Consider the following 26,049-nt stretch of genomic DNA (forward strand, 5'->3'; position numbering starts at 1 on the left):
GAGCCGATCCGACCGCGGTACAGCGATCGGAAGTACAAGATAAAGGAGGCAGATCTTATGCTCATCACCAAGGAAGGAATGGAAAGTGAGGTGGAGGAGGTACGCAACATCGCAACTTTCCTCCGGTCAAACTCCACCCCCATCCTGAGATACTTCTACCGCAGGGAGAGCAATGCCAAGGCGGAGGCTCTCAATCAAAACCTCCAGCGCTTCGTCAGCGTCAACTACGGAGCCAGAAACACCGACTTCTTTCTCTACCAAGTCGCCCTCCACTTCTCCTGACGCCCTCCCCTCAACAAAGGTAATCTCTCACCCCTCCCCGTCACGGCACATCAAAATGCGAATTAGCCAAAAGAAGCCACTCAACTCATTGTAAAGAGTGGGAAACGAAGCACCCGCAAGGGCGCATTGCACCATCATGCCTACCCTGCGAGGCAAGAGGTAATCACTAATATCGGTATTAGTGATCACTAATACCGATATTAGAGAAGACTGATACCGATATTAGATTTCACTAATATCGGTATTAGATCGAGCACCTATCCATCGGGTATGAGACACCACACCCTTATGGGCTCCACAGCAAAGGCAATAGATCGTAGAGGAGGAAGTAGCTATAGCTTCTGCATAGCGACGAGGCGAGCGTAGTATCTCCCCTGAGCCAGCAGCTCCTCGTGCGTACCTCGCTCGACGATACTTCCCTTGTGCAGGACAATGATCTGATCGGCACTGACAATCGTGGAGAGACGATGAGCGATAACGATAGTGGTGCGTCCTCTCATAAGGTGCTCCAGCGCCTCCTGCACCAGTCGCTCGGACTCGGTATCGAGAGCAGACGTTGCCTCGTCGAGTATCAGGATGTCCGGGTCTTTGAGCACGGCGCGCGCGATGCTCAGTCGCTGCCGCTGCCCACCGGAGAGCTTGCTGCCTCGATCACCGATATTGGTCTCGTATCCCTCGGAGAGCTCTCTGATAAAGTCGTCCGCATTGGCCACCTTGCAAGCTGCCACGATCTCCTCATCTGATGCATCCTCGTTGCCAAAAGCGACATTGGCCCGGACGGTGTCATTGAAGAGGATCGCTTCTTGATTGACATTACCCATCAGCATCCTCAGGTCGTGCATCCTCAGCTCCTTGATGTCCGTGTCGTCGATCCGTATGGAGCCCTCGTCCACGTCATAGAAGCGAGGCAGGAGGTCCACTAAAGTGCTCTTGCCGGAGCCACTCTCCCCCACGATCGCCAGCGTCTTTCCCTTGGGGATGGTGAGGTCAACGTCCCTCAGGATCCAGTGGTCGTCGTAGTTATTGTAGCGAAAAGACACATGATCATATCTGATCTCTCTCTCGAAGCGGATCGCCCGGGGATGCTCAGGGTCTTGGATCGGATTGAGTGCCGAGAGCACTTCGTCAATGCGGGCGAGGGATGCCATCCCCTTACGTATGTCGTAGGAGGCGCGGGAAAACTCCTTCGCAGGATTGATGATGCTGTAGAAGATCACTAAGTAGTAGATGAAGGTGGAGGCATCGAAGCCAACGCTATTATGGAAAATGAGCGTACCACCAAACCACAGCACCACGGCGATGGTGACCGTCCCAAGGAATTCGCTCACGGGATGAGCCAATGCCTGTCTAGAGGCGACGTGCCTGGAGATGGTCCTAAACTCCTCGTTTTGGTTCTCAAACCGATCTTGTATGGGCTTCTCAGCATGAAAAGCCTTAATCACCCTAAGTCCGCCCAGCGTCTCCTCAAAGAGGCTGATCAGATAGCCCCACTTCGTCTGCCCCTCAAGGGAGTCACGCTTAAGTCTCTTGCCGATCCGCCCCATAACAAGCCCAGCCACAGGCAACAGAAGCATCACAAAAAGGGTCAGCGTGGGGCTGATGATCAGCATAGCGATCAGAGAGACGAGGATGATAAGGGGATTCTTGATCATCATATCAAGCGAACTGATCAAGGAGTGCTGCAGCTCATTGACATCTCCTGATATACGCGCCAGCAGGTCGCCCTTGCGCTCCCCGGAAAAGAAGGCCAGGTTGAGCCCCAGCACTTTCTCATTGAGCTGATTTCGTATATCCCTCACCACACCGGTCTGGACCGGTATCATGAAGAATGAGGCAGCATACTGCACTGACACCTTCAGCAATGTGATCGCCACAAGATAAAGCGCCAAGACCAGTAGAGACTTAGAGACACCATAGGCACCTATCATCTGTGTCACCGCATAATTGAAGTTATTCTGGATCCCACTCATCAGCGTGCTGAGCGACAGCTCGTCCCATGGCACAAAGTGGTATGCGGTGGTGTCTATCCCGAAAAGAACCCTCAGGATAGGTATCAGGAGAGAGAATGCCAATAGGTTTAGCAGCGGTGCTATAGCATTGCAGGCTATGTTACCTAAGATATACCACTTGTACTTGGGGAGAAACCTTCTAAATGCTCGAAAAAAGTCCTTCATCAGGGTAAGTCGTTAGTAAGTCGCAGCTCGATCAGATCTTGCGAAGCTTGGCAAACTTAAGGATCATCTGCTTCCTAGATCCATCGTCAAAGGTGACAAGGACCTTGGTCCCGGAGACACTCTGTGAGAAGCCCTCCACCTGCCCTACCCCAAAGGTGGGATGCTCTACGCGGTCGCCCTTGCAGAGATCCGCCTCGCTCACTCGGTCGGTCAGCGGCTCGTTGTCCTCCTCTTTCGTCCGTATCACTCGGCGAACACGCCTGGGCTTGGGATCAATATGGGACGAGGACTTCTCCAGTGATGAGGGTGCCACTGAGGGGCTTACCTTCCTCGGAGACTCCTCTCGAGCTATCGAGCGAGGCAAGTAGTCGGTCAGTCCGGTATGATCCTCAAGGTATCGGGGATCCAAGTCAAGGAGGAACCTGCTCGGTCTCTGGTAATCCAGCTGACCATGAGTCATACGGCTCTGAGCGTAGGAGAGGATGCACTTCTCCTTAGCTCGCGTGATAGCCACGTAGAGGAGACGACGCTCCTCCTCAATGTCTTTCTCCTCGCTATATCGGTCGCTGGGGATCAGCTGATCCTCTAGCCCCACACAGTAGACCTCCTCATACTCCAGTCCCTTGGAGGCGTGCATCGTCATCAGGGTAACTCTGGGGGTGCCGTCCTCCTTCTGATCAGCATCAGTGTAGAGAGACATATCACGGACAAAGTCCTCAATGGTCACCGGATCATCAGAGAGCTCGTAGTGAGCATCCTCATACTCCTGCACCGCTGAGACCAGCTCATTGAGGTTGTCCAGCTTAGACAGCGACTCCACACTATCGTCGCTATACATATCAGTCAGCCGTGTGGCGAGGATGAGATGGCTCATATACTCTGCCAAAGTCATCCCGGTGTTAGCCGCCTCGCGTAGCTGATTGATCAGCTCCACAAAGTCGGAGATCCGCTTGATCGGTCCCGCCTTAAGAGCCTCTGCCATCAGATCAGGGTCTGCAGCCACCTCCATCAGGGGCTTATGCTGACTATTAGCCAGATCAGAGAGGGTGGAAAAGGTCATATCGCCGATCCCTCTCTTAGGAGTATTGTAGACCCTCCGGAATGCCTCATCATCACTGGCATTGATAACCAGGCGTAGGTATGCGAGAGCATCCTTGATCTCAGCCCGGTCGTAGAAGGAGAGCCCACCATAGATCCTGTAAGGGATAGAGTAATTGCGCAACTGCTCCTCGAGTAGACGGCTCTGAGCATTGGTACGGTAGAGAATGGCTACCTCCTCAGGGGATCTCCCACGCCGGAGGGAGGAGGAGATCATCTCCGCGACCCGCTCAGCCTCGGACTTACCACTAAAGGCATCGAAGAGGGTAAGCTTCTCTCCCTGACCAGCTATCGCCTCCACAGTCTTGGGGATGCGGAAGTGATTTTTCTCGATCAGACTATTGGCGATGTCGACGATATTGGAGGTCGAGCGATAGTTTTTCCGGAGCTTATAGACCACGGCTCCGGGGAATGTATTGCTGAAACTGAGGATATTCTCGATCACAGCGCCACGGAAGGAGTAAATGCTCTGTGCATCGTCGCCTACCACCGTGAGGACCGTATCTGGTCCCTTCAGTTGCTTGACGATCTCATTTTGTACCCAATTGGTATCCTGATACTCATCAACAAGGATATATCGAAATCTCCTATGAAGCTCGTCCCTCACCTCTGGATGCTGCCTCAACAACCGGAGCATATTGATGAGAAGGTCATCGAAGTCCATCGCATTGGCTCTGAAGCAGCGGCTCAGATAGCCCTTGTAGACATCCTCAAAGCGGGGCATCCGACGTAGTCTTGGGTCACTATCCGAGAGGCTACCGGGAGTAAGTCCATCATTTTTACAAGCTGATATGAGTCCGTAGACCTTCTTGGGGGGATAGTCTTTCTCATCCAGCTTCATATCTCGGATGATGACCTTGACCAAAGTCCGTGAGTCACCTGAGTCGTAAATGGTATAATCGCTATCATATCCGAGATACTTCCCGTAACCACGGAGCCAGCGAGCAAAAATGGAGTGGAAGGTCCCCATAGGGATCATACGCGAGAGATCCTCTCCCACGATGGTGGCGATACGGGAGCGCATCTCTCTCGCAGCCTTATTCGTAAAGGTAAGCGCCAACACCTCTGAGGGACCCGCCTTACCCTCAGCCAAGATATAGGCTATCTTCGTCGTCAGGACGCGTGTCTTGCCCGAGCCTGCCCCGGCAATCACCAGACTGTCGTGAGTGAGATCCTCTACAGCCTGACGTTGTTCTTCATTGAGCGTCGCTAAGAGCTCCTCGCTTGTCGTCATCATACGTCTCTACCAGCTGCCTTAAATTCCTCTCTCAGATACTTTGCCGTGTGGCTGTCACAGCGCTGCACCATTTCCTCAGGTGTCCCTTGGAAGATGATGTGTCCACCATCCTTACCTCCATCGGGACCTATATCTATGATATGGTCAGCGGTCTTGATCACGTCAAGATTGTGCTCAATGATCACGATGGTATTGCCTCGATCCACCAGCCTATTGACGATAGTCATCAGCATACTGATGTCCTCGAAGTGAAGCCCCGTCGTCGGCTCATCGAGGAAGTAGATCGTATTGCCGGTATCTCGTCTATTCAGTTCGCTCGCCAGCTTGATCCGCTGACACTCACCCCCGGAGAGAGTCGATGAGGACTGACCAAGCTTTATATAGCCGAGACCCACGTCCTGCAGCACCTTGATCTTACTCTGGATGCGGCTTTGACCATCGAAGAAGTCCACCGCCTGATTCACGGTCATCTCCAGTACATCGGAGATAGACTGCCCCTTGTACCTTACCTCCAGCGTCTCCCGATTGTACCGCTTTCCACGACACACCTCACACGGCACATAGACATCGGGGAGGAAGTGCATCTCGATCCGGCGATAGCCATTTCCATTGCACGCCTCACAGCGTCCCCATTTGACATTAAAGGAGAAGCGGCCCGGCTTGTACCCTCTGATCTTTGCCTCCGGCATCTCCGTGAAGAGATTTCGGATGTCGGTAAAGACTCCCGTATAGGTCGCGGGATTGCTCCTTGGTGTGCGACCGATGGGCGACTGATCCACCTGGACCACTTTGTCTACCAGGTCAATGCCCTCGATCTTATCATACGCCAGTGGCTCCGTGAGAGACTTGTAGAGATGCTTTGAGAGAGCCGGGTAAAGGGTGTCATTGACATAGGTACTCTTCCCGGAGCCACTCACTCCGGTCACCAGAGTCAGCGTCCCCAGAGGTATGGAGAGTGGCTCCCCATGCAGGTTGTTTCCCTTAGCGCCCAGCAACGTAAGGCACTTACCTGAGCCGCACCGCCTTACCTTGGGGATCTCTATGTCCTTTTCCCTCCTTAGGTACTGCGCTGTCAGGGTATCAGTCTTCATCAGCTCCTCAGGTGTACCACTAAAGACGATATGTCCCCCCTTGCGTCCCGCTCCGGGACCAATATCGATGATATAGTCGGCCTGCTCCATAATCTCTCGGTCGTGCTCCACGACTAAGATCGTATTGCCCTGGTCCCGTAGCGACTTAAGAGATCGTATCAGCCGGTCGTTATCCCTCTGATGAAGCCCTATCGAGGGCTCATCGAGGATGTACAGGACATTCACCAAGCGGCTTCCCAGCTGAGTCGCCAGCCGTATACGCTGCATCTCCCCCCCGGAGAGGGTGGAAGTGGTCCTATCCAAGGAAATGTAGGTCAGCCCCACCTCTACTAAGAATGAGAGACGGCTCTCGATCTCCTTGCAGATCTCCGTAGCGACGACACGTCTCTGCCGGTCTATCTTTGCCGGGACCGCTTTGATCTCCTCAAGTAGCTCAGGGATCGGCATCGACGACATCTCTGTGATGTCCTTGCCATCAATCTTAAATGCCAAAGCCTCCTTGCGAAGCCGCTTGCCTTGACAGCGCGGACAGGGGACATAGGTGCTAAATTGCTCCGCCCACTTCTTCGTCTTAGCATTATAGTCCCCCTCCGTCATTTTCTCCAGCAAGGAGACAATACCATTATACTCGGTCAGCCGCTGACGGACACCGGTCTCAGTGTGATAGTAGAGAGGATAGTCGACACCATTCAGCACGTCATCGATCAACTCCTCCGGATACTCCTCTATAGGCGTATCAAGATCGAGGTCATGGTGCTTAAGGATCGCATCCATCTGGGCAAAGAGCAGCCCCCGCTTATACTTCCCGATCGGGACCAGCCCCCCTTCTCTCAAGCTGAGCTTCGGGTCCGGGATCACCTTGGAGAGATCCGGAGCGGTGACCACCCCGAGACCCTTACACTTAGGACAGCTACCCTGAGGAGAATTAAAAGAAAACGTATTGGGATCCGGGTCCGGGAGCGACTCTCCCGCTTCCTCGTCCATCAGATTACGGCTGTAGTAGGAGGGCTTGAGCCCATCCTCCTGCATATCCTGCACAAGGATGATCCCCTTACCTATCCTAAGAGCCGTCCTGACGCTCTCCTTGATTCGCTCAGACTGATTTGGCACCACCTTCAGCTTATCGATCAGGATCTCTATCGAGTGGTTTTTGTATCTCGACAAGGCGAGACCAGGCTTCAGGTTAGTCAGCTCGCCATCGATCCGTGCAGATACGTACCCCTTCCTGCGATAGCTCTCGAGTAGCTCGCGGTAGTGCCCCTTACGTGTCCGTACGACCGGAGCATAGAGATAGACCTTACGATCGGCATAGGTCTCAAGGAGCCGCTCTATGATCTGATCCTCAGAGTAGTGGACTAGCTCTTTACCGGTCTTGAGCGAGTAGGCGGTCGCACAGCGGGCGTAAAGCAGACGGAGGAAGTCGTAGATCTCCGTGGTCGTGCCTACGGTACTGCGTGGATTCTTGTTAGTAGTCTTCTGCTCAATGGAGATAACAGGCGACAGACCGGTAATCTCATCTACGTCAGGTCGCTCCAGGTCACCGATATAGCCTCTGGCATACGAGGAGAAGGTCTCCAGATATCGTCGATTACCCTCTGAGTAGATCGTATCGAAGGCGAGCGACGACTTGCCACTACCACTCAGCCCCGTGACCACGGTTAGGGAATTGCGCGGGATGGACACAGAGATGTTGCGTAGGTTATGCTCCCTCGCTCCCTGTACCGCGATCCACCCTTTCTCTACAGCCTTGCTCTCTATCTTGCTCTTATCTTTCATAGATATAATGGGCAAAGGTACTCAATTATCAGCGTCGGTGGGAGGATTATTCTCCAGCCAAAGCCGGCAGTTGCGCGTCATCCACTTATAGTTAGCTCTGCGGGCAGGGCTTTGCTGAAATATTCTGTGGTACTCCTCCAGCGACATCTCTGTGATATCCTCGCGACTTAGGTCGAGGATCGTATCGTAGGAGGGGAAGAGCTTAGTCGGCTGTGGTCGGTGATTAAAAGGGCAGGCATCCTGGCAGCTGTCGCAGCCGAAGAGCCTATTCCCCATCCGTCGACTCAGCTCCGGCGACACCTCATCGTGGTGCTCCACAGTCAGGTAACTGACACAGCGTCGAGCATCCATCCCCTCCGGTGAGAGCGCACCTGTCGGACAGGCGTCCAGGCAACGATGACAGGAGCCACAGAGCGGTCTACGGACCGGATGCTCCGACTCCAGATCAAGAGTCGTCAGCATCTCTGCAAGGAAGAAGAAACTGCCCATCCCTGGGATGATCATACAGCGATTCTTCCCTATGAAGCCTATACCCGCCTCGCTCGCCCAATACCGCTCGAGGAAAGGTACACTGCCTGAGATGCAGCGAAATGAGTGTTGCGCCACACGATCATTTATCCCTTCGCCAAGGCGCACTAGTGCCTTTGTCAGCACATCGTGGTAGTCCGGTCCGTAGGCATACTTAGCCACCTGTGGAGCCTCCTTGGGCTGCTGTCTCAAGGGATAATACGAAGCTGCCACCACGATCACCGAGCGAGCACCCGGAAGGATCTTGTCAATGGGATTCTTCCTCACCTCGACATTCTTGGACATGTAGCTCATACCCGCCTCCTTGCCCTCCTCGAGCCAGTGGTCGAGGTAGGACTGGTGCTCATCCGACACCTCGCCGAGCCGAGCAAAGCCTACTGCATCAAAGCCATACTCCCTACCAGCCTCACGGATGAGCGGTCGCAGGTCTTGAGTCATTGCTTCGATGCCCCGGAGAGCTGGTTGTATATCTGCAGGTAAGCCTTGCTGTAGTAGTCACAGTCCTTGCCATACTTCGCCTCCAGACCGCCACCATGAGTGCGATTGAGCCGCATCAGCTCCTCAGCAACAATGATCTCGCGCTCGATCTCAGGCATAGAGGTGATGAAGTCCCTGTCGCTGAGGCGGAAGAACCAGTCTAGGTCTCTCAGGCTACGATCAAGCATCAGCGAGGTGATCTCCTCAGCGTCAGCAGTCATCCCTGCATCGTAGAAGGCTCCCACGAGGGGAAGTGAGGAGGCTCCATGAGGCACCACCTCATCGAGGATGGCAGTCCTGGATCGCTTCAGCACCTCCCGTGCTCGGATCGAGTCACCACGGGCTATAAGTCCCTTAGCCAGCGGAGCAAAGATCATGCTCCGGTACGTTTCCAGCATTCGCCGGGCATTCTCATCCATATAGGTCCCTGCGCGATCAGCTCCCGCCCAGCGGAAGCGCTCCATCACGTTGGTGTACATCCGATCCACATCGACCTCACTCGAGGTTCCCTTAGTCCGGATCGGGAGCACCTGATAGGCCATACCGGTCTGGCGGAAGTAAGGGGTAAGTCCCATGCGATTGGACTCACCTACTGTGATGCAGAAGTAGATCGGTCTCTCCCATCGATTAGCCTCGATCATATCGTAGGAGACCAGCTCCTCCTTGCCGAGATAGCTCTTGCCCGCAAAGTCATACAGCGTCACCGGACCCTTCACAAGCGCTGTATCGCTTGGGTAAAGGATACCTCGCCGTATCAGCTCCTCAGGGTCGTAGCGAAGAGCCACCTTGGTGCTGGGCAGGTAGTCCACCTTCTGCACAATGCCGGGGATATCCTTAGTGGAGGGGTCATCGGAGCCGATGAAGTCGAGTGCGTGCCTCAGTTCCAGCGTATCCTTCATCACCGGCACCACATAAGCGATGCCACGCTTGTCACCCCCATACTCCTTCAGCCCCCAGGTGATGGGCATTGGAGCCGCCTCGTAGGTCTGCTTCTTCATCTGCTCGATGTACCAGTCCGCCTGCAGGTAGGAGGAGTTGCAGACCTTCAGATCAGTCCGCACTCCCTCCACCTCCTGCGCATACCAGAGGGGGAAGGTATCGTTGTCTCCATTGCAGTAGATGATCCCATTTGGCTCGCAACTATTGAGGTAGTTATTCCCCGTATCGGCTGCGAGACGACGCCCTGAGCGGTCGTGATCGTCCCAGTTTTGCCACGCCACTAAGGTCGGCACGAGGAGGCAGAGGGCTGTCAGACCGAGAGCCAGAGCACTCTTCTTCCGGCTTCTCTCCCCGGTGATGAGGTCATAGAGACCGAAGACACCACACCCGATCCAGATACTAAAGGCGTAGAAAGACCCCGCGTAGGAGTAGTCTCGCTCGCGCACCTGATAAGGCGTCTGATTGACATACAGCACGATGGCTATACCGGTCATAAAGAAGAGCGAGAGGATGATCCAGAAATTTTGCCTACTCCGCTCACGTCGGCTCAGCAGCTGAGCAATCAGTCCGAGGAGACCGAGGATGAGGGGTAGCATGAAGTAACGATTGTGTCCGGGATTGTCGGTCACAAAGGAGGGCAGGTCTGTCTGTGGGCCGAGAAAGAGCCCATCGATGAAGGGGATACCTGTGATCCAATTACCCTTCGTCAGCTCTCCCTGCCCCTGTATATCATTTTGCCGACCGGAGAAGTTCCAGAGGAAGTACCTCCAGTACATATAGTTGAGCTGGTAGGAGAAGAAGTAACGGAGGTTCTCCCCGAAGGTCGGTAGCGTCACTGTCTCCGCCTTGCCTGCTTGATTGACCGTCTTCGTCTCTCCCTTCACCTCACCCCAGATCTCATACCCCTCCTTGAAGTGGGGCATCATATTGCTGTAGACGCGCGGGAAGAGCATCTTCATATCGCTCCGGTAGACCAGCGAACTACTCTCCTGACGCTCATAGTGATCGGGATCATCGGGAGAGAGCTTATTCGCCCGGGCATAGGTGACCTTAGTAGTGGTCACCGGACGCCCTTGGGCGTCGTACTCCGGCAGTGAGGCGTAGGTTTGACCATAGATGAGGGGGGTACTACCATACTGCTCACGCGAGAGGTAGTATCGGAGGGCAAAGACATCAGCAGGAGTATTCTGATTCATCGGAATATCCGAATTGGCTCGCACAAGGATCACGCCATAAGTGCTGATACCGGCAAAGAGAAGCCCCATCGCCATCGTCAGGTGAGCTAGCCGGTGAGCATCTGTCCGCTTGGAGTACCACAGGTACCAGACGATGGCAGCGATCACGATGATAGGGACGATCCACCCACTGCCCATAAATGGGATCCCGAGCAGGATGCAGGTGGAGAGGAAGCCCACCCGGAGGAGTGTCATCGGCACGGGTCGTCTCATCGATGCATAGATGGTGAGCCCCATCACAAGAGCCAGCACGAGGACGTAGCAGATCAGACCGCTATTATAGCTGAGACCAAGTGTATTGACGAAGAAGAGGTCAAAGTATCCCGCCACCTCCGGCACACCCGGGATGATCCCAAAGAGGATCACTGCGATGAGGACAAAGGACAGCAGCGTAGCTACCAGTCCACCCCTCCACGTTGCCTTTTCCGTCCGCTTGAAATAGTACACCAGTGCCATCGCAGGGATAGCCAGCAGATTGAGCAGGTGCACACCCACACTCAGTCCCATAAGGTACGCTGTCAGCAGGAGCCAGCGATCCTCCTTGATCGGATTGCGCGTCTCCTCCCACTTCAGTATGAGGTAGAAGACGAGAGCTGTGAAGAAACTCGAGAAGGCATACACCTCACTCTCCACCGCACTATACCAAAATGTGTCAGTGAAGGCGTAGGTGAGCGAACCCACCAGGGCACTACCCAGAGCGATCCACGCATAGTCGGCAGGTATCTCAGCCTCCTCACGCCACGAGGCAGTGCGGAGGATAAAGGACCGCCGAATCAGGTGGCTGATCGTCCGGAAGAGAAGTAGGATCGTCAGGCCGGAGAGTAGTCCACTCAGGGCATTGCCCGCAATGGCGATCCAATCGCCATGAGCAGGGAAAAGCTCAGCAAAGGCATTGTACGCCAGCATATAGAATGGCGCACCCGGCGGGTGTCCCACCTCTAACTTATGGAAGGTGGTGATAAACTCCGGACAGTCCCATACCGAGGCACTCTTCTCCATGGTCACCCAGTAGACGATGGCAGAGATGGCAAAGACGAGCCAGCTCATACCACGCTCCAGGCGCTTATAGTTACTTCGTTGCATGCTTATCTTCTCAACCGATCGTGACATCACGATCAGTTGCAAAAATACCAATTTTTAGCCCAATGCCCCCTATGGAATGCCAACGCTCGTGCAACTAAGGAATGACCACAAAAGGGTACTCAAGGGCAGGGACTCCCCCTAAAACCAATATTGATCTGAGAGAAATCTAATACCGATATTAGTGAAATCTTTTACCGGTATTAGAGAAAACTAATACCGGTAAAAGAATTGCCCTTGAGGAGGTGGTCGCTATCAGACCATTGCAAAATGGCATCGGGCCAATGTATGTGACTCTTAACTGAGGAACTTGGTTTTTCAGTCAGGCGAATAAGACGCTTACAGCCAGTGTGACATAAAGTCACTCATTACCTTGGCCTTATCCTCTAAGCGAGTCAGGTAGACAAACTGAGCCCACGCGCGATCCCAATTGTGGTCCTTGTAGTCCGTCTTATAGTAGGTATCCCCATTGATGTAGTCGGTCAGGAATCGGACCGCCTGCATATAGGTCATCATACGACCGCCGTAGGGGATAAGTCGTATCTCCGTCTCGGTGAGGAAGCTACTGGCAGAGGCCATGTAGCCCTCCACATACGACTTGAATATCTCCATATCCACATCGATCCTGGACTCGTCGGTCTCATCCTCGGCACCTGTATTCACAGCAGTGCGGATGAAGTCTCCGACATCGGAGAGGATGAAGCCGGGCATCACGGTATCGAGGTCGATGACTGTCAGCACCTCTCCGGACTCCTTGTCGAAGAGGATGTTATCCACCTTTGTATCTAAGTGATTGATATGCTTAGGTAGCTTTCCCTCTTCGTACAGTCTCTCCTGGATCAGCATATCATCGGAGCGATCATCCAGCTCCTTGACGAGCTTCCGTACACGGTCCTCAGCAGCTCTCCCTACACGATCTTCTCGGATGGCATCAGAGAGCTCTCTGAGCCTAAATGCCATATCGTGGAAGCGGGGGATCGTCTCGCCCAGTGTGCCCTCAGGCACATCCGCAAGACGGCTCTGAAACTGTCCAAAGGCCCTCCCGGCAGATCGTGCTGACTCCGGCGTGACTGTATCTACGGTAACAGATCCCGGGATATAGAGCATCACGCGCCAGTAGGCTCCCTCGTAAGAGGTATAGCGTTCACCGCTTTTAGTCCGGAGGAACGTGCAGACGTGTCGGTCAACATCCTGATCCCCCTCAGCCTCCAGCTTTTTCCTAATATGCTCAGTGACAGTAAATATATTGTGCTGAAGGGTGTCTACATCCCGGAAGACTTGATGATTAATCCGCTGGAGGACATACTTGATACGCTCCACGCCATCAAGGTCCTTGACTGTAACGCGTAGAGTATCATTGATATGACCATTTCCAAAAGGCTCTACGCCAACCACTTCTCCCTCGATAGGGAAAGCATCCAGTATCGTCTGATAGTTTTTTGTCATAATTAAGTTTAGAGATATAAGATGGGGTATACGATAGGCCCTAAGATCCAAAAGGCGAGGTATAGGATCACAAGAGAGAATGCAATCTTATCGATCCTATTGCGAGGAGTTATATAGCAGACCGACTTCTGCCGATCCGGGATCTTGAAAAAGCTGTAGCGCGTCTCACGATAGAGGTAGTACATCATAATACCGACGAGGGTACCACAGAGACACCCCGCGATGACGTCTGAGAGAAAGTGGACACCTAAGTAGACGCGTGAGTACATCGTAGTCAGCACAACGATCGTCATAATTATGGAATAGCCCCTATGCCTCATCAGCAACATCGTGAAGGCCCCAAGGGCAGCAAAGTTGGTGCTGTGACCGGAGATAAAGCCGTAAAGACCTCCTCCTGAGTGTCCCATGACCGTCTTGACGACATCCTCAGTAAAGGGGTGAAGGGTCGGACGGAAGCGCTGGAAATAAGGCTTAAAGACTGCCGATGAGAGCTGGTCAGAGATCACCATCATCAGAGCAACAAAGAGGATAAGCAACAGGCACTCCTTGACCTTTTGCCGATAAAAAAGCAACGTGAAGAAAAAGATCAGGAAGAAGTACCAGATCCGCTTGTCGGAGAAGGTGAACATCACCGAGTCCAAATAGGCACTGTGAGGGCTATTGAGCCAGAGAAAAAAGTCTCGCTCCAGCAGGGCTAAATTCTCTACCATTCTATCAGTCGCTAAAGTCGTTGATTAAGTCAAAGGTCTCCTCGGGGACCCAGCCGACTGTCCCGTCAGCAAGTCGTATCTCAGCGTAGCCCCCTACTCTATCCAGCACCCTAACCTTATGCCCCTCGTGCACTACCGCAATATCCTGCGACGAGGAGTCGGGAGAGCTCTGCAGAGTGATCACAGGGGCCGTCAGGATCGCCTCAGAGCGATCAGTGATAAACCGATAAGATCGGTACACAAAGAGATTGAGGATCAGGCATAGTACGAAAGCGACTAACCCGGCATAGAAGCCTATACGCCTCTTCGTATCGCTACGTCCGTAGGCAAAGAGGAAAATGAGTAGGACAAAGATCACGAAGGAGCCTAAGGCAAGGCTCATCCATACCGGCAGAGAGAACCAGTGAGTCATCCCGTCCATCATCCTCGAGAGCATCTGTGATCGGGGCTGCTCTACCTTCTCGGCGGTATGGTCAGCGAGGAAGGCAAGGTTGTAGCGGGTGTCAGCGTCAGAGGGATCCAGCCTATAGGCGCGCTCGAGACTGAGAATGGCGCTGGAGAGCTGACCATCCTTATAGTATGCACAGCCGAGGTTGTAGTACAGCTCGGCAGAGGGCTCAGGCGAGAGGCTGAGGCACTTCTCGTAGATCGATATGGCGAGGCTGTACTTTTGCTCACCATACGCAGTCGCTGCCTCATCCATCAGTCTCTTGATGTCGGTAGAGGAGACTGCACCATCAGAGGGTACCACGACGTCAGTGCTGTCTGCAGGAGCCGTCTGCTGAGCAGAAACTCCACTAAGGGCAATAGAGAGGAGAAGGATGGGAAGTATCAGTAGTCGTTTCATCAGTCTATGATCTTGATTTTAGAGGCCTCGATGCCATCAATGACCTCCGATGCGGTCTTGTAGAGCTCATCCCTTAGCCCTCCCTCCTCAGAGGGTGCAAAGCGGGCCAGCTCAAGGTCTGACTGTACGGAGAGGGTCCGGCTCACCAGCTCATCGGATAAGCCATTAGCTCGCATGACCTCCGCAATGCGCTCCTTAGAGAGATTAGATGGCGGGATATAGAGCTTGGCACAGAGGTAGCTATTGAGACCATTGAGGAGTGCCTCGTAGTAAGCCATATTGTCACCCTTGGCACGCTCCTTCTCCGCCAGCTTGAGATACTTTCGCGCCATCTTGCCGGCACGGCGGGCGCGGTTGTGGGAGTTCTCGACCGATCCGGCCCTACGGGAGCGAATGAGGAAGAAGGCAATCACACCTATAAGGAGTACCACGCCATAGAGCAGCCAGTATGTCCTGAGGCTGACTCGTGAAAGATGGGTAAGCCTGCCGGTCGGCTTGAGGTAACGAATGTCGTTGCCCAAGCGCTTGAGGGCATCGCGGCTACCGAAGGCAGAGCCATCCGACACAGCCGATCCGCTGCCTTTCTCTACCTGGATTTTCTGTGCAGGGATCACTTCACGCTTGTAGGACCCGGTGCTGGGGTCAAAGTAGGAGTAGGTAACCTCGGGAATGGTATAAGTACCCTCGTACCTCGGGATGGCGAAGTACTCAATGGACTTCCAGCCGGATGCTCCTCCCGCCGTGACTTGGATGTCGTCCTCCTCTTGAGGATCATAGACCTCAAAGCCCTCGGGCCACTGCACTTCAGGGAGGGTAGACAGCTTGAGATTTCCCTCTCCACTGAGAGTCAGTTTCATCTGTACACTCTCACCGGTCTTCATTGGCTGGTGAAGCCCATCGGAGGTGAGCCTGAAGTTGCCGACAGCTCCTGTAAAGTCGTCAGGCTTAGGCGTGGGGAGGGGCTTTACATTGACCGTAAAGGGCTTAGTGGTCACCTTTTTCCGAACTCTCTGATAGGAGTCAAAGAAGCCGGAGAAGAAGTCATCGGGATCATTATTCTGCGAGGGAACCGTCACAAGAAGGCCGAAGGAACCTGATGGGACGCTGAGCTTACCGGGCTTTTGAGGAAAGAGAAGCTGACGGAGGAGCGTCACTGTGTAGTAATTTTTGCCCCGATACTGCTCTATGTCGAGCTGTAGCGGACCACTCTGTGGGATCTCCTGCTTGACAAAACCATCATACTCGGGGAAGTTGGCACTCTCGATCTGGATCCCTTGGTATCTCGAGTAGAGCTTGTAGGTGACGAGGAGGGCCTCCTGCTCATAGACGGTCGTCTTACTCACATTAGCCACCACCTGCAGAGCATCATTGCTCAGGTGGACCGCCTCAGCGTCGGAGAGCTTACCCTCACCCTCATCGCCGGATGCACTTGATCCGGAGGCTCCTGGAGAGGCGGCAGATGGCTCATAGACCTTGAAGGTCGTAGCCCCCGATCGATAGGTGGCGCCTCCGACCTTGACAGTAGCGGAGGGGAGGCTGTAGGAGCCGGCATGATCAGCTATCAGAGTGTAGGTGAATGAGGTCGAGGAGGAGCGGGACATCTTACCATTGATGATGCTGGTACTCGAGGATCGACTCACCGCAGGTCCATATAGGACCTCTAATCCTGATGGGAACGCCCACTGAGGATCGGATGCCTTGTCACTCACGATCAGCTGGATCCTGAAGGGCTCCCCGACGACCGCTTCCTGGGGCGGTGAGACCCGTACAGTTACCTTATCCGTCGCCTGAGCAGTCAGGGAGAGGATGAGGAGGCTTGCGATTATATAAAATACTCTACGAGACATAGTGGATTACCAATTCTTGCGACGACTGCGCCCTCTCTGCTGCTGAGCCTGCTCGAGCTTCTGCCGGGTATTTTTCTCATCCTTCTGGAGGGCTTGGAGGATCCTATTGGCGGTCTCTTGGGACATCTGATCCTGACTGGGCTGCTGAGGTTGCTGCTGCTGATCTTTCTGCTGATCCTTTTGCTGATCTTGCTGCTGGTCTTTTTTCTGATCCTTATCCTGATCTTGCTTCTGATCCTGACCACCACCGCCATTCTTTTTCTGATTCTCCAGTAGCTTCTGAGCGAGAGCGAGGTTGTAGCGCGTGTCCTCATCATAGGGACGGCGACGAAGTGACTCCTTGTAGTACTCGATCGCCTGCTCCAGCTGCTTGGCTCGGAAAGCGGTGTTGCCGGCGTTGTGCGTCAGATCGGCCGCCTCAGTAGGAGTGAGCAGAGACAGGTGCGGAGCGAGAGACTGGTAGAGCTTGCCGGCCTCCTCTCCTCGATCGGTCCGGTAGAGGACATTGGCAAGATTGAAGATCGTGGTGCGGTCGCTCTTATTGACCTCAAGAGCCTTGCGGTAGTCTATCTCAGCCTTGGAGTACTCCTTGGAGCGATAGAGCTTATTGCCGCTGCGGGTCAGGTCCCGGACCTGCTTCTGCCCCCAGAGAGGGAGACAAAAGAGAGTGGCAAAGAGGATCGACAGCAAGTACTTACTTCTCATCATCACGCTTTATGTCAAAGATATTAAACCGCCTGAGGAACCTATTCTTATGATCCAGCATCAGCAGGTCTATTATGAGCAGGAGCAACGCCGGTATAAGGAAGTAATAATAGACATCCGCATAGGATCGGTAGACGGTGGTACTCATATCCGACTTCTGCAGTCTGTCGAGGCTCTTCTTGAGCAGTCGGACCGCTCCGGAGACGTCCTGAGCATGGATGTAGACTCCATCTGCAGTCTCAGCAATCTGCTTGGCGAGCTGCTGATTAAGGCGTGTAACGACCACCTTACCCTCTTCGTCCGTCAGATACTCACCATTCCCCATCGGTATCGGTGCACCCTCCTCTGTCCCAACACCGAGGACGGAGATGAGGATCCCTTTCTCCTTAGCTGCCTGGAGCGCCTCCTCCACATCTCCATCGAGATTCTCCGCATCGGTGATCAGCACCAGCGCTTTCTTCACCTCCTTGTCCGATGAAAAGCCTCTGGTAGCTAGCTTGATTGCTTCACCGATAACGGTCCCCTGAGCAGCTATGAGGCTTGGATCAGCAGACTGGAGAAACATCTTGGCGGAGACGAAGTCCGACGTGATCGGTAGCTGGATGTAGGCTTCCCCGGCGAAGTAGATCAGACCGATCTTGTTATTAGCCAACTCGTCCGTCATACGAGACACAATGTTCTTGGCTAACGTGAGACGGCTCGGAGTAACGTCCTTGGCAAGCATCGAATTGGAGAGGTCGAGAGCGACGATCATCTCGATGCCCTCCAGCTTTACCTTCTCCGGCTTTGATCCCACTTGTGGGCGGGCAAGCGCCACCACGATAAGCATACCGGAGGCGATGAGTAGGATGTCCTTCGTCAGTTTTCGTCTCAGAGAGAGATCGGGCATCAGCTGGCGAACCAGCTCTGTCTCCCCGAAGTTCTTAAGCTTCTTCTTGTCCCTCCTGATCCTCAAGAATGCCCACACCAAGAGGAGCGCGAGAGGCACAAGCAAGAGCAGTATGTAGGGGTATAAAAATCGCATATCCTCAGTATATCACGGCATCGTACGGAAGGCGGTCGTCCTCAAGAGGATCGCCCCAAATAGGCAGAGCAGGGCGGCACAGAGCCAGGGCATAAAGTGCTCAGACTTCTCCGTGTAATTATGTACTTCCAGCTTGATCTTCTCCATCTGATCGATCTGGTCGTAGATCTCCTCAAGGCTGGAGTTGTCCGTGGCCCTGAAGAAACTACCACCGGTGGTCTCAGCAATGGTCCGGAGGGAGCTCTCATCGATCTCCACCGGCATCATCTGATACTCGATACCGAAGTCCGTCATCACGGGATAGGGAGCCTGCCCCATAGTACCGACAGCGATAGTGTAAACTCTTATTCCAAAGCTCTTCGCAATCTCAGCCGCCGTCATGGGGTCAATGGTTCCGGCGTTATTGGTTCCATCCGTAAGGAGGATCACCACCTTACTGTCCCCCTTTTGGTCCTTAAGTCGGCTCACTGCGGTGGCTAGGCCATCACCGATGGCTGTTCCGTCCTCCAGCAGTCCTATGTCCACCTGACTGAGGAGGCTGAGTAGGATGGCGTGGTCTGTAGTGAGGGGACACTGGGTAAAGCTCTCTCCGGCAAAGATCACCAAGCCGATGTTGTCATGCTCGCGAGAGGAGATAAATTCGCCAGCCACCGTCTTTGCCGCTTCGACACGATTGGGCTGTAGGTCTCGGGCAAGCATACTCCCGGAGATATCTAGGGCCATCATAATATTGATGCCCTCCGTCTCACTTGACGACTTGCTACTAAAGCTCTGCGGGCGGGCAAGTGCCACCACCATACACGAGTAAGCGCTGAGCAGCAGGGCAAAAGGGATCCACGTCAGGCATGAGCGCAAGCTACGACGCATACCGCGGAAGGCATTGGCGGTGCTCAGCGTAAAGGTTGCTGGACGCTTCCGCCTACGTAGATACAGGTAGACGAAAAGCGGCAAGAGTAGCAGGAGGAGAAAAAACCAAGGATGTGCAAATGTCATAGTTTGTCCTCTTTCTTATCCTTATCGTCCTCCTTAACCTCCACCTTTGGTCTATGCTCCTCGACAAAAGCTCGAGAGGCACTCAAGAGACCCACATTCTCCCCCATCTCCGGACGATACTTGGCAAATTTCGCCAGATCGGCAGTAGTCAGGATACGACTTAGGTCATCATACATACGCTCACGCCCGATGTGAGACCGGAAGAGCTCCAATATCTCCGACGAGGTCTTCTCACCCGTCTCAAAGCCATAGACCCGCTTGAGGTAGCGACGCAGAATATCTGACATCTCGGTGTAGTACTCCTTCACCTGATCGCTCTCCCAAAGTTTCTCATCCTTAAGCTTCGTCAGCTCCTCCACCGCTTCCTCGTAGGGATCTCGGAGTGGCTCCTTGGCTATGGTAGACACCGCCACGGCTCCCTTCTTTCTGCAACTTACAAAGTAAGCGACCGAGACGAAGAGCAAGGCGATGAGACTCAGAAGAGCGTAGAAGAGTGCCACATAGTAGAGATAGTCCCAGAGGACAAAGTCCGCCAGCCACTGGGGCTTTATGTCCTTGATCTCATCCGGGTGCTCAAGGTCTACAGGTACGGTACCGACCATAAGGATCGGCTGATCCTGTGCCTCCACGGGCTTGTCCGCAACTATCGCTGCAATGTGCTCAAGCGTGTAAGAGGCGGAGTCAAAGGAGGTGAGCGTCACCTCGTAGACGATCTGACGCAGTCGGTCACTGATCATCGTTGTATCGCCGGTGGCAACACCCAAGATCTCCACCCCTGAGACCAAAGTGTCTGCAGGCAGAGCGAGCTGGACCTCCCTATCCGCCGGGGCGACGACACTCACACTGAGAGTGGTCTGCTCACCGATTAAGATCTTCGTCGGCTCTAATTTCGGGATCACACGCACCTCGTCCTGTGCGAAAGCGCTTCCGCACACAGACGCGAGCAGAAGGAGGGCAATCAGCCGACAATGCCGGAGACGATGGGTCATATCTATATCTGTCATCAGATCCGAGGGTGAGTAAAGAGTCGCTGCAGTCTCGGGACATAGTCCTCCGACGTCGACACGCTCGCATATCCGATATTGTACTTACTGAAGGTCTCCCTCAGCTTGACGGAGAGCTCCTGCCAGTAGTCACGATACTGCTTCCGGACGGACTTAGAGGAGCTGTCGATCATACGCACCTCACCTGTCTCAGCATCCTTGACGCGGAGCAGTCCGACCATCGGCAACTCTGCCTCGTGGGGATCGTAGACCTGCATAGCGAGCAGGTCATGCTTATTACGCACCACTGCCAGAGTCTTAGCATAGTCACTCCCGTCAATAAAGTCGGAGAGGAGAAAGAGGGTGCAGCTCTTACGCTGTACATTGTGTGCAAAGCGCAGAGCCACGGATATATCAGTCCCCGACCCCTCAGGTTCGATAGAGAGGATCTCGGAGAGGATTGTCAGCACGTGCTTGTGACCCTTAGATGGTGGGATATACTTCTCCACCCTATCGGAGTAGAAGATCACACCGACATTATCATTATTCTTAATGGTACTGAAGGCGAGCGTGCCGGCGATCTCCGCCACTCTTTGCCGCTTCGTCATACCCACGGTACCGAAGTGCTCACTCCTTGAGATATCTACGAGGAGGATCATGGTCAGCTCGCGCTCCTCCTCGTAGACCTTGACGTAAGGGCGAGCATATCGAGCGGTGACATTCCAGTCGATATCCCGCACATCATCCCCGGGCTGGTACTCTCTCACCTCACTAAAGGACATACCTCGCCCCTTGAAGGCAGAGCGATATGCGCCGGAGAAGATATCCTCCGACAGACGACTCGACTTGATCTCGATCCTTCGGAGTCTCTTTAGCAACTCCTGTGTATCCATCACCTCTCCGCTTAGGGCACCTGTACCTTATTGAGTATCTCTGTGATCACCTCATCTGTCTTGAGATTTTCTGCCTCAGCCTCGTAGCTAAGCCCGATACGATGACGCATCACATCGTGACAGACAGCACGCACGTCCTCCGGGATGACGAAGCCGCGATGCTTGATGAAGGCGTAGGCTCTCGCAGCGAGGGCAAGGTTGATCGAGGCACGCGGTGATGCGCCATAGCTTATCATCCCCCTAAGGCTATCCAGCCCGGCATCGCCCGGGAAGCGGGAAGCAAAGACGATATCAATGATGTATTTATTGATCTTCTCATCGAGGTAGACCTGATGCACGATCTCCCGAGCCTTTAGGATCTGATCACCGGAGACCACGGGACGTACCTCGGCCGGCGTAGCCTTGATCTGCTCCGTCACGATACGGCTCTCCTCCTCCTTGGTAGGATAGCCTACCAGCACCTTGAGCATAAAGCGGTCACTCTGTGCCTCCGGTAGGGAGTAGGTTCCCTCCTGGTCGATCGGGTTTTGAGTGGCCATGACGAGGAATGGGCGTGGCAGCTCAAAGGTCTGAACAGCGATCGTCACCTGACGCTCCTGCATCGCTTCAAGCAGTGCACTCTGCACCTTGGCAGGAGCACGATTGATCTCATCGGCGAGCACAAAGTTGGCAAATATCGGCCCCTTCTTCACGCTGAAGGTCTCAGACCGCTGACTATAGATCTGAGTGCCGATGACATCTGCCGGGAGAAGGTCGGGAGTGAACTGGATCCGGCTAAAGTCAGAGTCAATAAGCTCCGCCAGAGTCTTGATCGCAAGGGTCTTCGCCAATCCGGGGACACCCTCCAGGAGGATGTGCCCGTCTGCAAGTAACCCTATGAGAAGCGATTCCCGAAGATGCTTTTGCCCAACGATGACACGATTCATCCCCTCATCAATGAGGGTGAGAAAACCGCTCTCACGCTCAATCATCTCCGTCAGTGCCCTGATATCTACGCTTGGTTGTTCCATATCTAATCTTACTATATTATCTACCTAAGCCTCCCTCTCAAACAGCCACAAATATACCGATTTCGCCCCAACCCCTGCCGAAACAACTGATAATCTTACTTAACGCTGCAGTCACGTGAAAAGGAGTATGGGGTCGCTGAAAGCGAAATTCCCCTCTTCATATTAGGCTGATTGCTCATCTGAAACCTTAGCACGCCACCCCTTCGGATTTCATCCATCGTCAGATAATTTCGATCCAAGACCTTGTCACCGAGCTGCATGGCATCTACGTATCGGCAACCGGGACCATTACCTATCGCCTCGATAGAGAGTTCCTTTCCCTCAGGGAGACTTATCGTCACCCTATCAAAAAGCGGTGAGCCGATCACATACTGGAGCGAGCCGGGACAGACGGGGTAAAACCCGAGTGCCGAGAAGACATACCAGGCAGAGGTCTGCCCATTGTCCTCATCCCCGCAGTAGCCATCCGGTCGTGCTGCATAGAAGCGATCCATCACCTCACGAACTAGATACTGAGTCTTCCAAGGCTTACCGGCGTAGTTGTAGAGATAGATCATATGCTGGATCGGCTGATTGCCGTGGGCGTAATTGCCCATCCCCATCACCTGCATCTCGCGGATCTCGTGTATGACAAAGCCATAGTAGCTCTCGTCAAAGATCGGGGGGAGAGAAAAGACGGAGTCAAGCATCTGTACGAATGGTTCTCTGCCACCCATCAGGTCGATCAGCCCCTGTGGATCGTGAAAGACAGACCAAGTGTAGTGCCAAGAGTTACCCTCGGTAAAGTCCCCTCCCCACTTAAGCGGATTGAAGTCAGGGGCGGGCGTGCCATCCTTCAGACGACCACGCATCAGCTTGTGCGTGGGGTCATAGAGGTGGTGATAGTTCGTAGCAGCCCTTGCGTAGGGTCTGAGCTCCCTCTCACTCTTCCCCAGTGCCTTGCCGAGTCTCCAGATGCACCAGTCATCGTAGGCATACTCGAGCGTACGTGCAGCACTCTCATTGATCCCCACATCGGAGGGGACATAGCCGAGACGGTCGTACCACTCCCACCCAAGGCGACCGGTCGCGGATACCTTAGGGTGGACTGCGTGAGCGCCATGGGTGACGGCATCCCACAGTGCCTCCACGTCGTAGCCTCTCAGACCGGTGAGATAGCCATCAGCGACGACCGAGGCGGAGTTATTTCCCACCATGATGTCTCGATGTCCCGGGCTGGACCACTCCGGCAGGAAACCGCTCTCGCGGTAAGCACTCACGAGACCCGCCTGCATATGAGCTGCCTCCTCAGGGTAGAGCAGATTGAGGAGCGGGAATAGTGCCCTGAAGGTGTCCCAAAATCCAGTATCTCCATAGAGATACCCCTCATGGACCTGACCATCGTAAGGACTGTAGTGGATTCTCGTCCCGGACTCATCGTACTCATAGAGGCGACGTGGGAAGAGTAGACACCTGTAGAGCGTGGAGTAGAAGGTCCTCATATCGTCGACGCTCTTTCCCTCCACTCGGATGCGCCCGAGGAGACTATTCCACAGCTCTCGCCCCTCCTGCTCCAGTTCGTCAATACCCTTTGACACCGCCTCTCGCTGGTTGAGCTCTGCCTGCATCGGGCTGACAAAAGAGGAGGAGACGACCAGCTCGACCGTTGCACCCTTCTCAAAAGCGACCACAGCTGAGGTATGATCTCCCTCCGCCTGAGGAGAGTCTACCTCCTGACCCTCCTTATATATATGGTGTAGTCGGAAGGGGCGGTCCGTCTTCACCACAAAGTGGCACCTGAAGTTGTCCGCCACCCCGCCACTATTCTTGCTGCTGTACCCGGTAATGGTCTGCGCCCTTTCGTCCACAGTGATCGCTGACCCTCCATCGAGAGCATCGAGGACAAGATAAGGCGTCCGCCCCTCAGGGTAGTCGATCCGAAACCTTACCGCTCGCTCAGTCGGCACCATAGTCACCCGGGTATCGTAGTCTGCCAGATAGACACGATAGCTGTAGGGAGTAGCCACCTCAGAGAAGTGTGAGAACCACGATGCCCTCTCGTCCTGATCAGGAGAGGGATTGTCCGTCGTAGGCATCAGGACCAGCTGACCATAGTCATTCATCCATGGACTGGGCTGGTGGGTCTGCTTGAAGCCCCTGATCTTCTGCGCGTCATAGGTGTATTGCCACCCATCGCTCATCTTACCCGTGAGGGGTGTCCAAGCGTTCATTCCCCATGGTCGGGCAATCACCGGGTAGGTATTACCGGCGGAGAGATCATGACTGCTGTCGGTACCCATCAGCACTTGGACATAGTCCACCGGCTCTTGGGCAAAGAGACCGACAGAGAGGAGGACGAAAAGGGATGCAAAAGAGAGCGTGCGTCTAATCATTTGGACTCTAAGCTTAGCACCTCACCGACAAGGTCATAGTCGGCGGTGCCGGTGATACATACCTGACAAAACTCCCCCACTCTTGTCTCTCCCGAAAGGATCACCTCGGGATCCACATCAGGCGAGTCGTACTCCGTCCGACCGACATAGTGTCCCTCCTCAGCTCGGTCTACCAGCACCCTGAACGTCTTACCCACCATTGATTCCGCCGTCTCTATGGCAATCTCCTGCTGCAGGGTCATCAGGCGGTCGTAGCGCTCCTCCTTGACCTCCTGCGGGACATTGTCGCTGTAGTGAAGGTAGTCGTAGGTCCCCTCCTCATGGGAGTACATAAAGGCACCCATGCGCTCAAATCGCTGCTCTCTGACAAAGTCCATAAGCTCCTCAAAGTCCGCGTCCGTCTCCTCCGGATGGCCTACCATCAGGGTGGTCCGGATCGCTATGCCTGGGACCTCCTCGCGCATACGGCGTAGGAGCTCCTCCGTCTCCCGACGGGTCACTCCCCGTCGCATCACTCTGAGCATATGGTCAGAGGCGTGCTGGAGGGCAATATCGAGATACTTACAGACCTTGGGTTGCTCGCGCATCACCCTCAGGAGATCCATCGGGAATTGTGCTGGATAGCCATAGTGGAGTCTCACCCACTCGATCCCACCGACTTGACAGATCTTCTCGATCAACCCTGGCAGTCGTGGCTCCCCATAGAGATCCCGCCCGTAGTAGGTGAGATCCTGTGCTATGACGAGCAGCTCCTTCACCCCCGAGGCAGCCAATCCTCTCACCTCCTCGAGGATCTCCTCCTCCGGTCGGGAAATGTGCTTGCCGGTAATGATCGGGATGGCACAGTAGGCGCAGTGCCGACTGCAGCCCTCCGCAATCTTCAGGAAAGCATAGTGATCCGGCGTGGTCGTCAGGCGGGAGTCAGCGACAATAGTGTGGTATGCCTTCCCAAGGTGACTGATCAGATCCTTCCAGTCAAATTTCCCATATATCCCATCCAGCTCCGGGATAGCCTCCCTCAGCTCCTCCCGGTATCGCTCACTGAGACAGCCCATGACATAGACCTGCCCCACCTGCCCCGAGGACTTACCCGAGACCACCTCAAGGATCATATCAATGCTCTCTTTCTTGGCACTCTCAATGAAGCCGCAGGTATTGACCACCACGATCTCGCCCTCCACCCTCTCGGGGTTATGGCAGACCGTGTAGCCACTCTCCGCAAATTGTCTCATAAGCCGCTCCGAGTCAATCAGATTCTTGGAGCAGCCCATGGTGATGACGTCTACCCTATTCTTCCGCATA

18 protein-coding genes are annotated in these 26,049 nt (G+C 54.2%); 1 reads left to right on the top strand and 17 read right to left on the bottom strand.

All coding sequences use genetic code 11. From position 1 onward, the window contains the following. Positions 1-282 (top strand): transposase (locus AC1EKE_RS00005; protein WP_480307355.1); only part of this gene is annotated, 282 nt, incomplete at its 5' end. Between the two features lie 332 nt (positions 283-614). Here AC1EKE_RS00005 and AC1EKE_RS00010 read toward each other — a convergent pair. The 17 genes from AC1EKE_RS00010 to rimO all read right to left on the bottom strand — a co-directional run bounded on the left by AC1EKE_RS00010 (position 615) and on the right by rimO (position 26,048). Further along, positions 615-2,456 carry an ABC transporter ATP-binding protein gene (locus AC1EKE_RS00010; RefSeq protein ID WP_480307356.1) on the bottom strand — a complete coding sequence of 614 codons (1,842 nt, stop codon included), beginning with the start codon at positions 2,454-2,456 and terminating at the stop codon, positions 615-617. 31 nt (positions 2,457-2,487) lie between these two features. Then, positions 2,488-4,791 carry an ATP-dependent helicase gene (locus tag AC1EKE_RS00015; RefSeq protein WP_480307358.1) on the bottom strand — a complete coding sequence of 768 codons (2,304 nt, stop codon included), beginning with the start codon at positions 4,789-4,791 and terminating at the stop codon, positions 2,488-2,490. Continuing rightward, positions 4,788-7,658, bottom strand: a complete 2,871-nt coding sequence (gene uvrA / locus AC1EKE_RS00020) for an excinuclease ABC subunit UvrA (RefSeq protein WP_480307360.1) — start codon at positions 7,656-7,658, stop codon at positions 4,788-4,790. Before uvrA ends, AC1EKE_RS00015 begins: the two co-directional genes overlap by 4 nt. 21 nt (positions 7,659-7,679) lie before the next feature. Further along, on the bottom strand, positions 7,680-8,624 hold the full coding sequence (gene queG / locus AC1EKE_RS00025; RefSeq protein ID WP_480307361.1) for a tRNA epoxyqueuosine(34) reductase QueG: 945 nt from the start codon (positions 8,622-8,624) through the stop codon (positions 7,680-7,682). Continuing rightward, positions 8,621-11,920, bottom strand: coding sequence for a protein O-mannosyl-transferase family (locus AC1EKE_RS00030; protein ID WP_480307363.1), 3,300 nt, complete (start codon positions 11,918-11,920; stop codon positions 8,621-8,623). The genes queG and AC1EKE_RS00030 overlap by 4 nt, the downstream gene beginning before the upstream one ends. A gap of 336 nt (positions 11,921-12,256) precedes the next feature. Next, positions 12,257-13,363: a phosphotransferase enzyme family protein gene (locus tag AC1EKE_RS00035; protein WP_480307365.1), complete on the bottom strand. Its 1,107-nt coding sequence runs from the start codon at positions 13,361-13,363 to the stop codon at positions 12,257-12,259. An 8-nt stretch (positions 13,364-13,371) separates the two neighbouring features. Continuing rightward, a complete protein-coding gene (locus AC1EKE_RS00040) occupies positions 13,372-14,073 on the bottom strand; it encodes a phosphatase PAP2 family protein (RefSeq protein ID WP_480307366.1) in 702 nt (233 codons plus the stop codon). Between the two features lie 4 nt (positions 14,074-14,077). Continuing rightward, on the bottom strand, positions 14,078-14,920 hold the full coding sequence (locus tag AC1EKE_RS00045) for a tetratricopeptide repeat protein (protein ID WP_480307368.1): 843 nt from the start codon (positions 14,918-14,920) through the stop codon (positions 14,078-14,080). Then, a complete protein-coding gene (locus tag AC1EKE_RS00050) occupies positions 14,920-16,767 on the bottom strand; it encodes a BatD family protein (RefSeq protein WP_480307370.1) in 1,848 nt (615 codons plus the stop codon). The genes AC1EKE_RS00045 and AC1EKE_RS00050 overlap by 1 nt, the downstream gene beginning before the upstream one ends. Positions 16,768-16,773: 6 nt before the next feature. Beyond that, positions 16,774-17,475, bottom strand: a complete 702-nt coding sequence (locus AC1EKE_RS00055; RefSeq protein ID WP_480307372.1) for a tetratricopeptide repeat protein — start codon at positions 17,473-17,475, stop codon at positions 16,774-16,776. Further along, complete coding sequence (locus AC1EKE_RS00060) at positions 17,462-18,496, bottom strand: vWA domain-containing protein (protein ID WP_480307373.1); 1,035 nt, start codon at positions 18,494-18,496, stop codon at positions 17,462-17,464. The genes AC1EKE_RS00055 and AC1EKE_RS00060 overlap by 14 nt, the downstream gene beginning before the upstream one ends. A 12-nt stretch (positions 18,497-18,508) precedes the next feature. Beyond that, positions 18,509-19,489, bottom strand: a complete 981-nt coding sequence (locus tag AC1EKE_RS00065) for a vWA domain-containing protein (protein WP_480307375.1) — start codon at positions 19,487-19,489, stop codon at positions 18,509-18,511. Next, the gene (locus AC1EKE_RS00070; RefSeq protein ID WP_480307377.1) at positions 19,486-20,493 is read right to left on the bottom strand and encodes a hypothetical protein; all 1,008 of its coding nucleotides are present in this window, start codon (positions 20,491-20,493) and stop codon (positions 19,486-19,488) included. Before AC1EKE_RS00070 ends, AC1EKE_RS00065 begins: the two co-directional genes overlap by 4 nt. Continuing rightward, positions 20,493-21,365, bottom strand: a complete 873-nt coding sequence (locus AC1EKE_RS00075; RefSeq protein ID WP_480307379.1) for a DUF58 domain-containing protein — start codon at positions 21,363-21,365, stop codon at positions 20,493-20,495. Before AC1EKE_RS00075 ends, AC1EKE_RS00070 begins: the two co-directional genes overlap by 1 nt. An 11-nt stretch (positions 21,366-21,376) precedes the next feature. Beyond that, positions 21,377-22,375, bottom strand: a complete 999-nt coding sequence (locus tag AC1EKE_RS00080; RefSeq protein ID WP_480307381.1) for an AAA family ATPase — start codon at positions 22,373-22,375, stop codon at positions 21,377-21,379. 95 nt (positions 22,376-22,470) lie between these two features. Continuing rightward, on the bottom strand, positions 22,471-24,747 hold the full coding sequence (locus AC1EKE_RS00085; protein WP_480307383.1) for a GH92 family glycosyl hydrolase: 2,277 nt from the start codon (positions 24,745-24,747) through the stop codon (positions 22,471-22,473). Beyond that, entirely contained in the window at positions 24,744-26,048 is a 1,305-nt protein-coding gene (gene rimO, locus AC1EKE_RS00090) for a 30S ribosomal protein S12 methylthiotransferase RimO (protein ID WP_480307385.1), read from the bottom strand. The genes AC1EKE_RS00085 and rimO overlap by 4 nt, the downstream gene beginning before the upstream one ends. Between the last annotated feature and the right edge of the window lies 1 nt (position 26,049).

The sequence above is a fragment of the Porphyromonas sp. C0041D3 genome, from assembly GCF_056590575.1.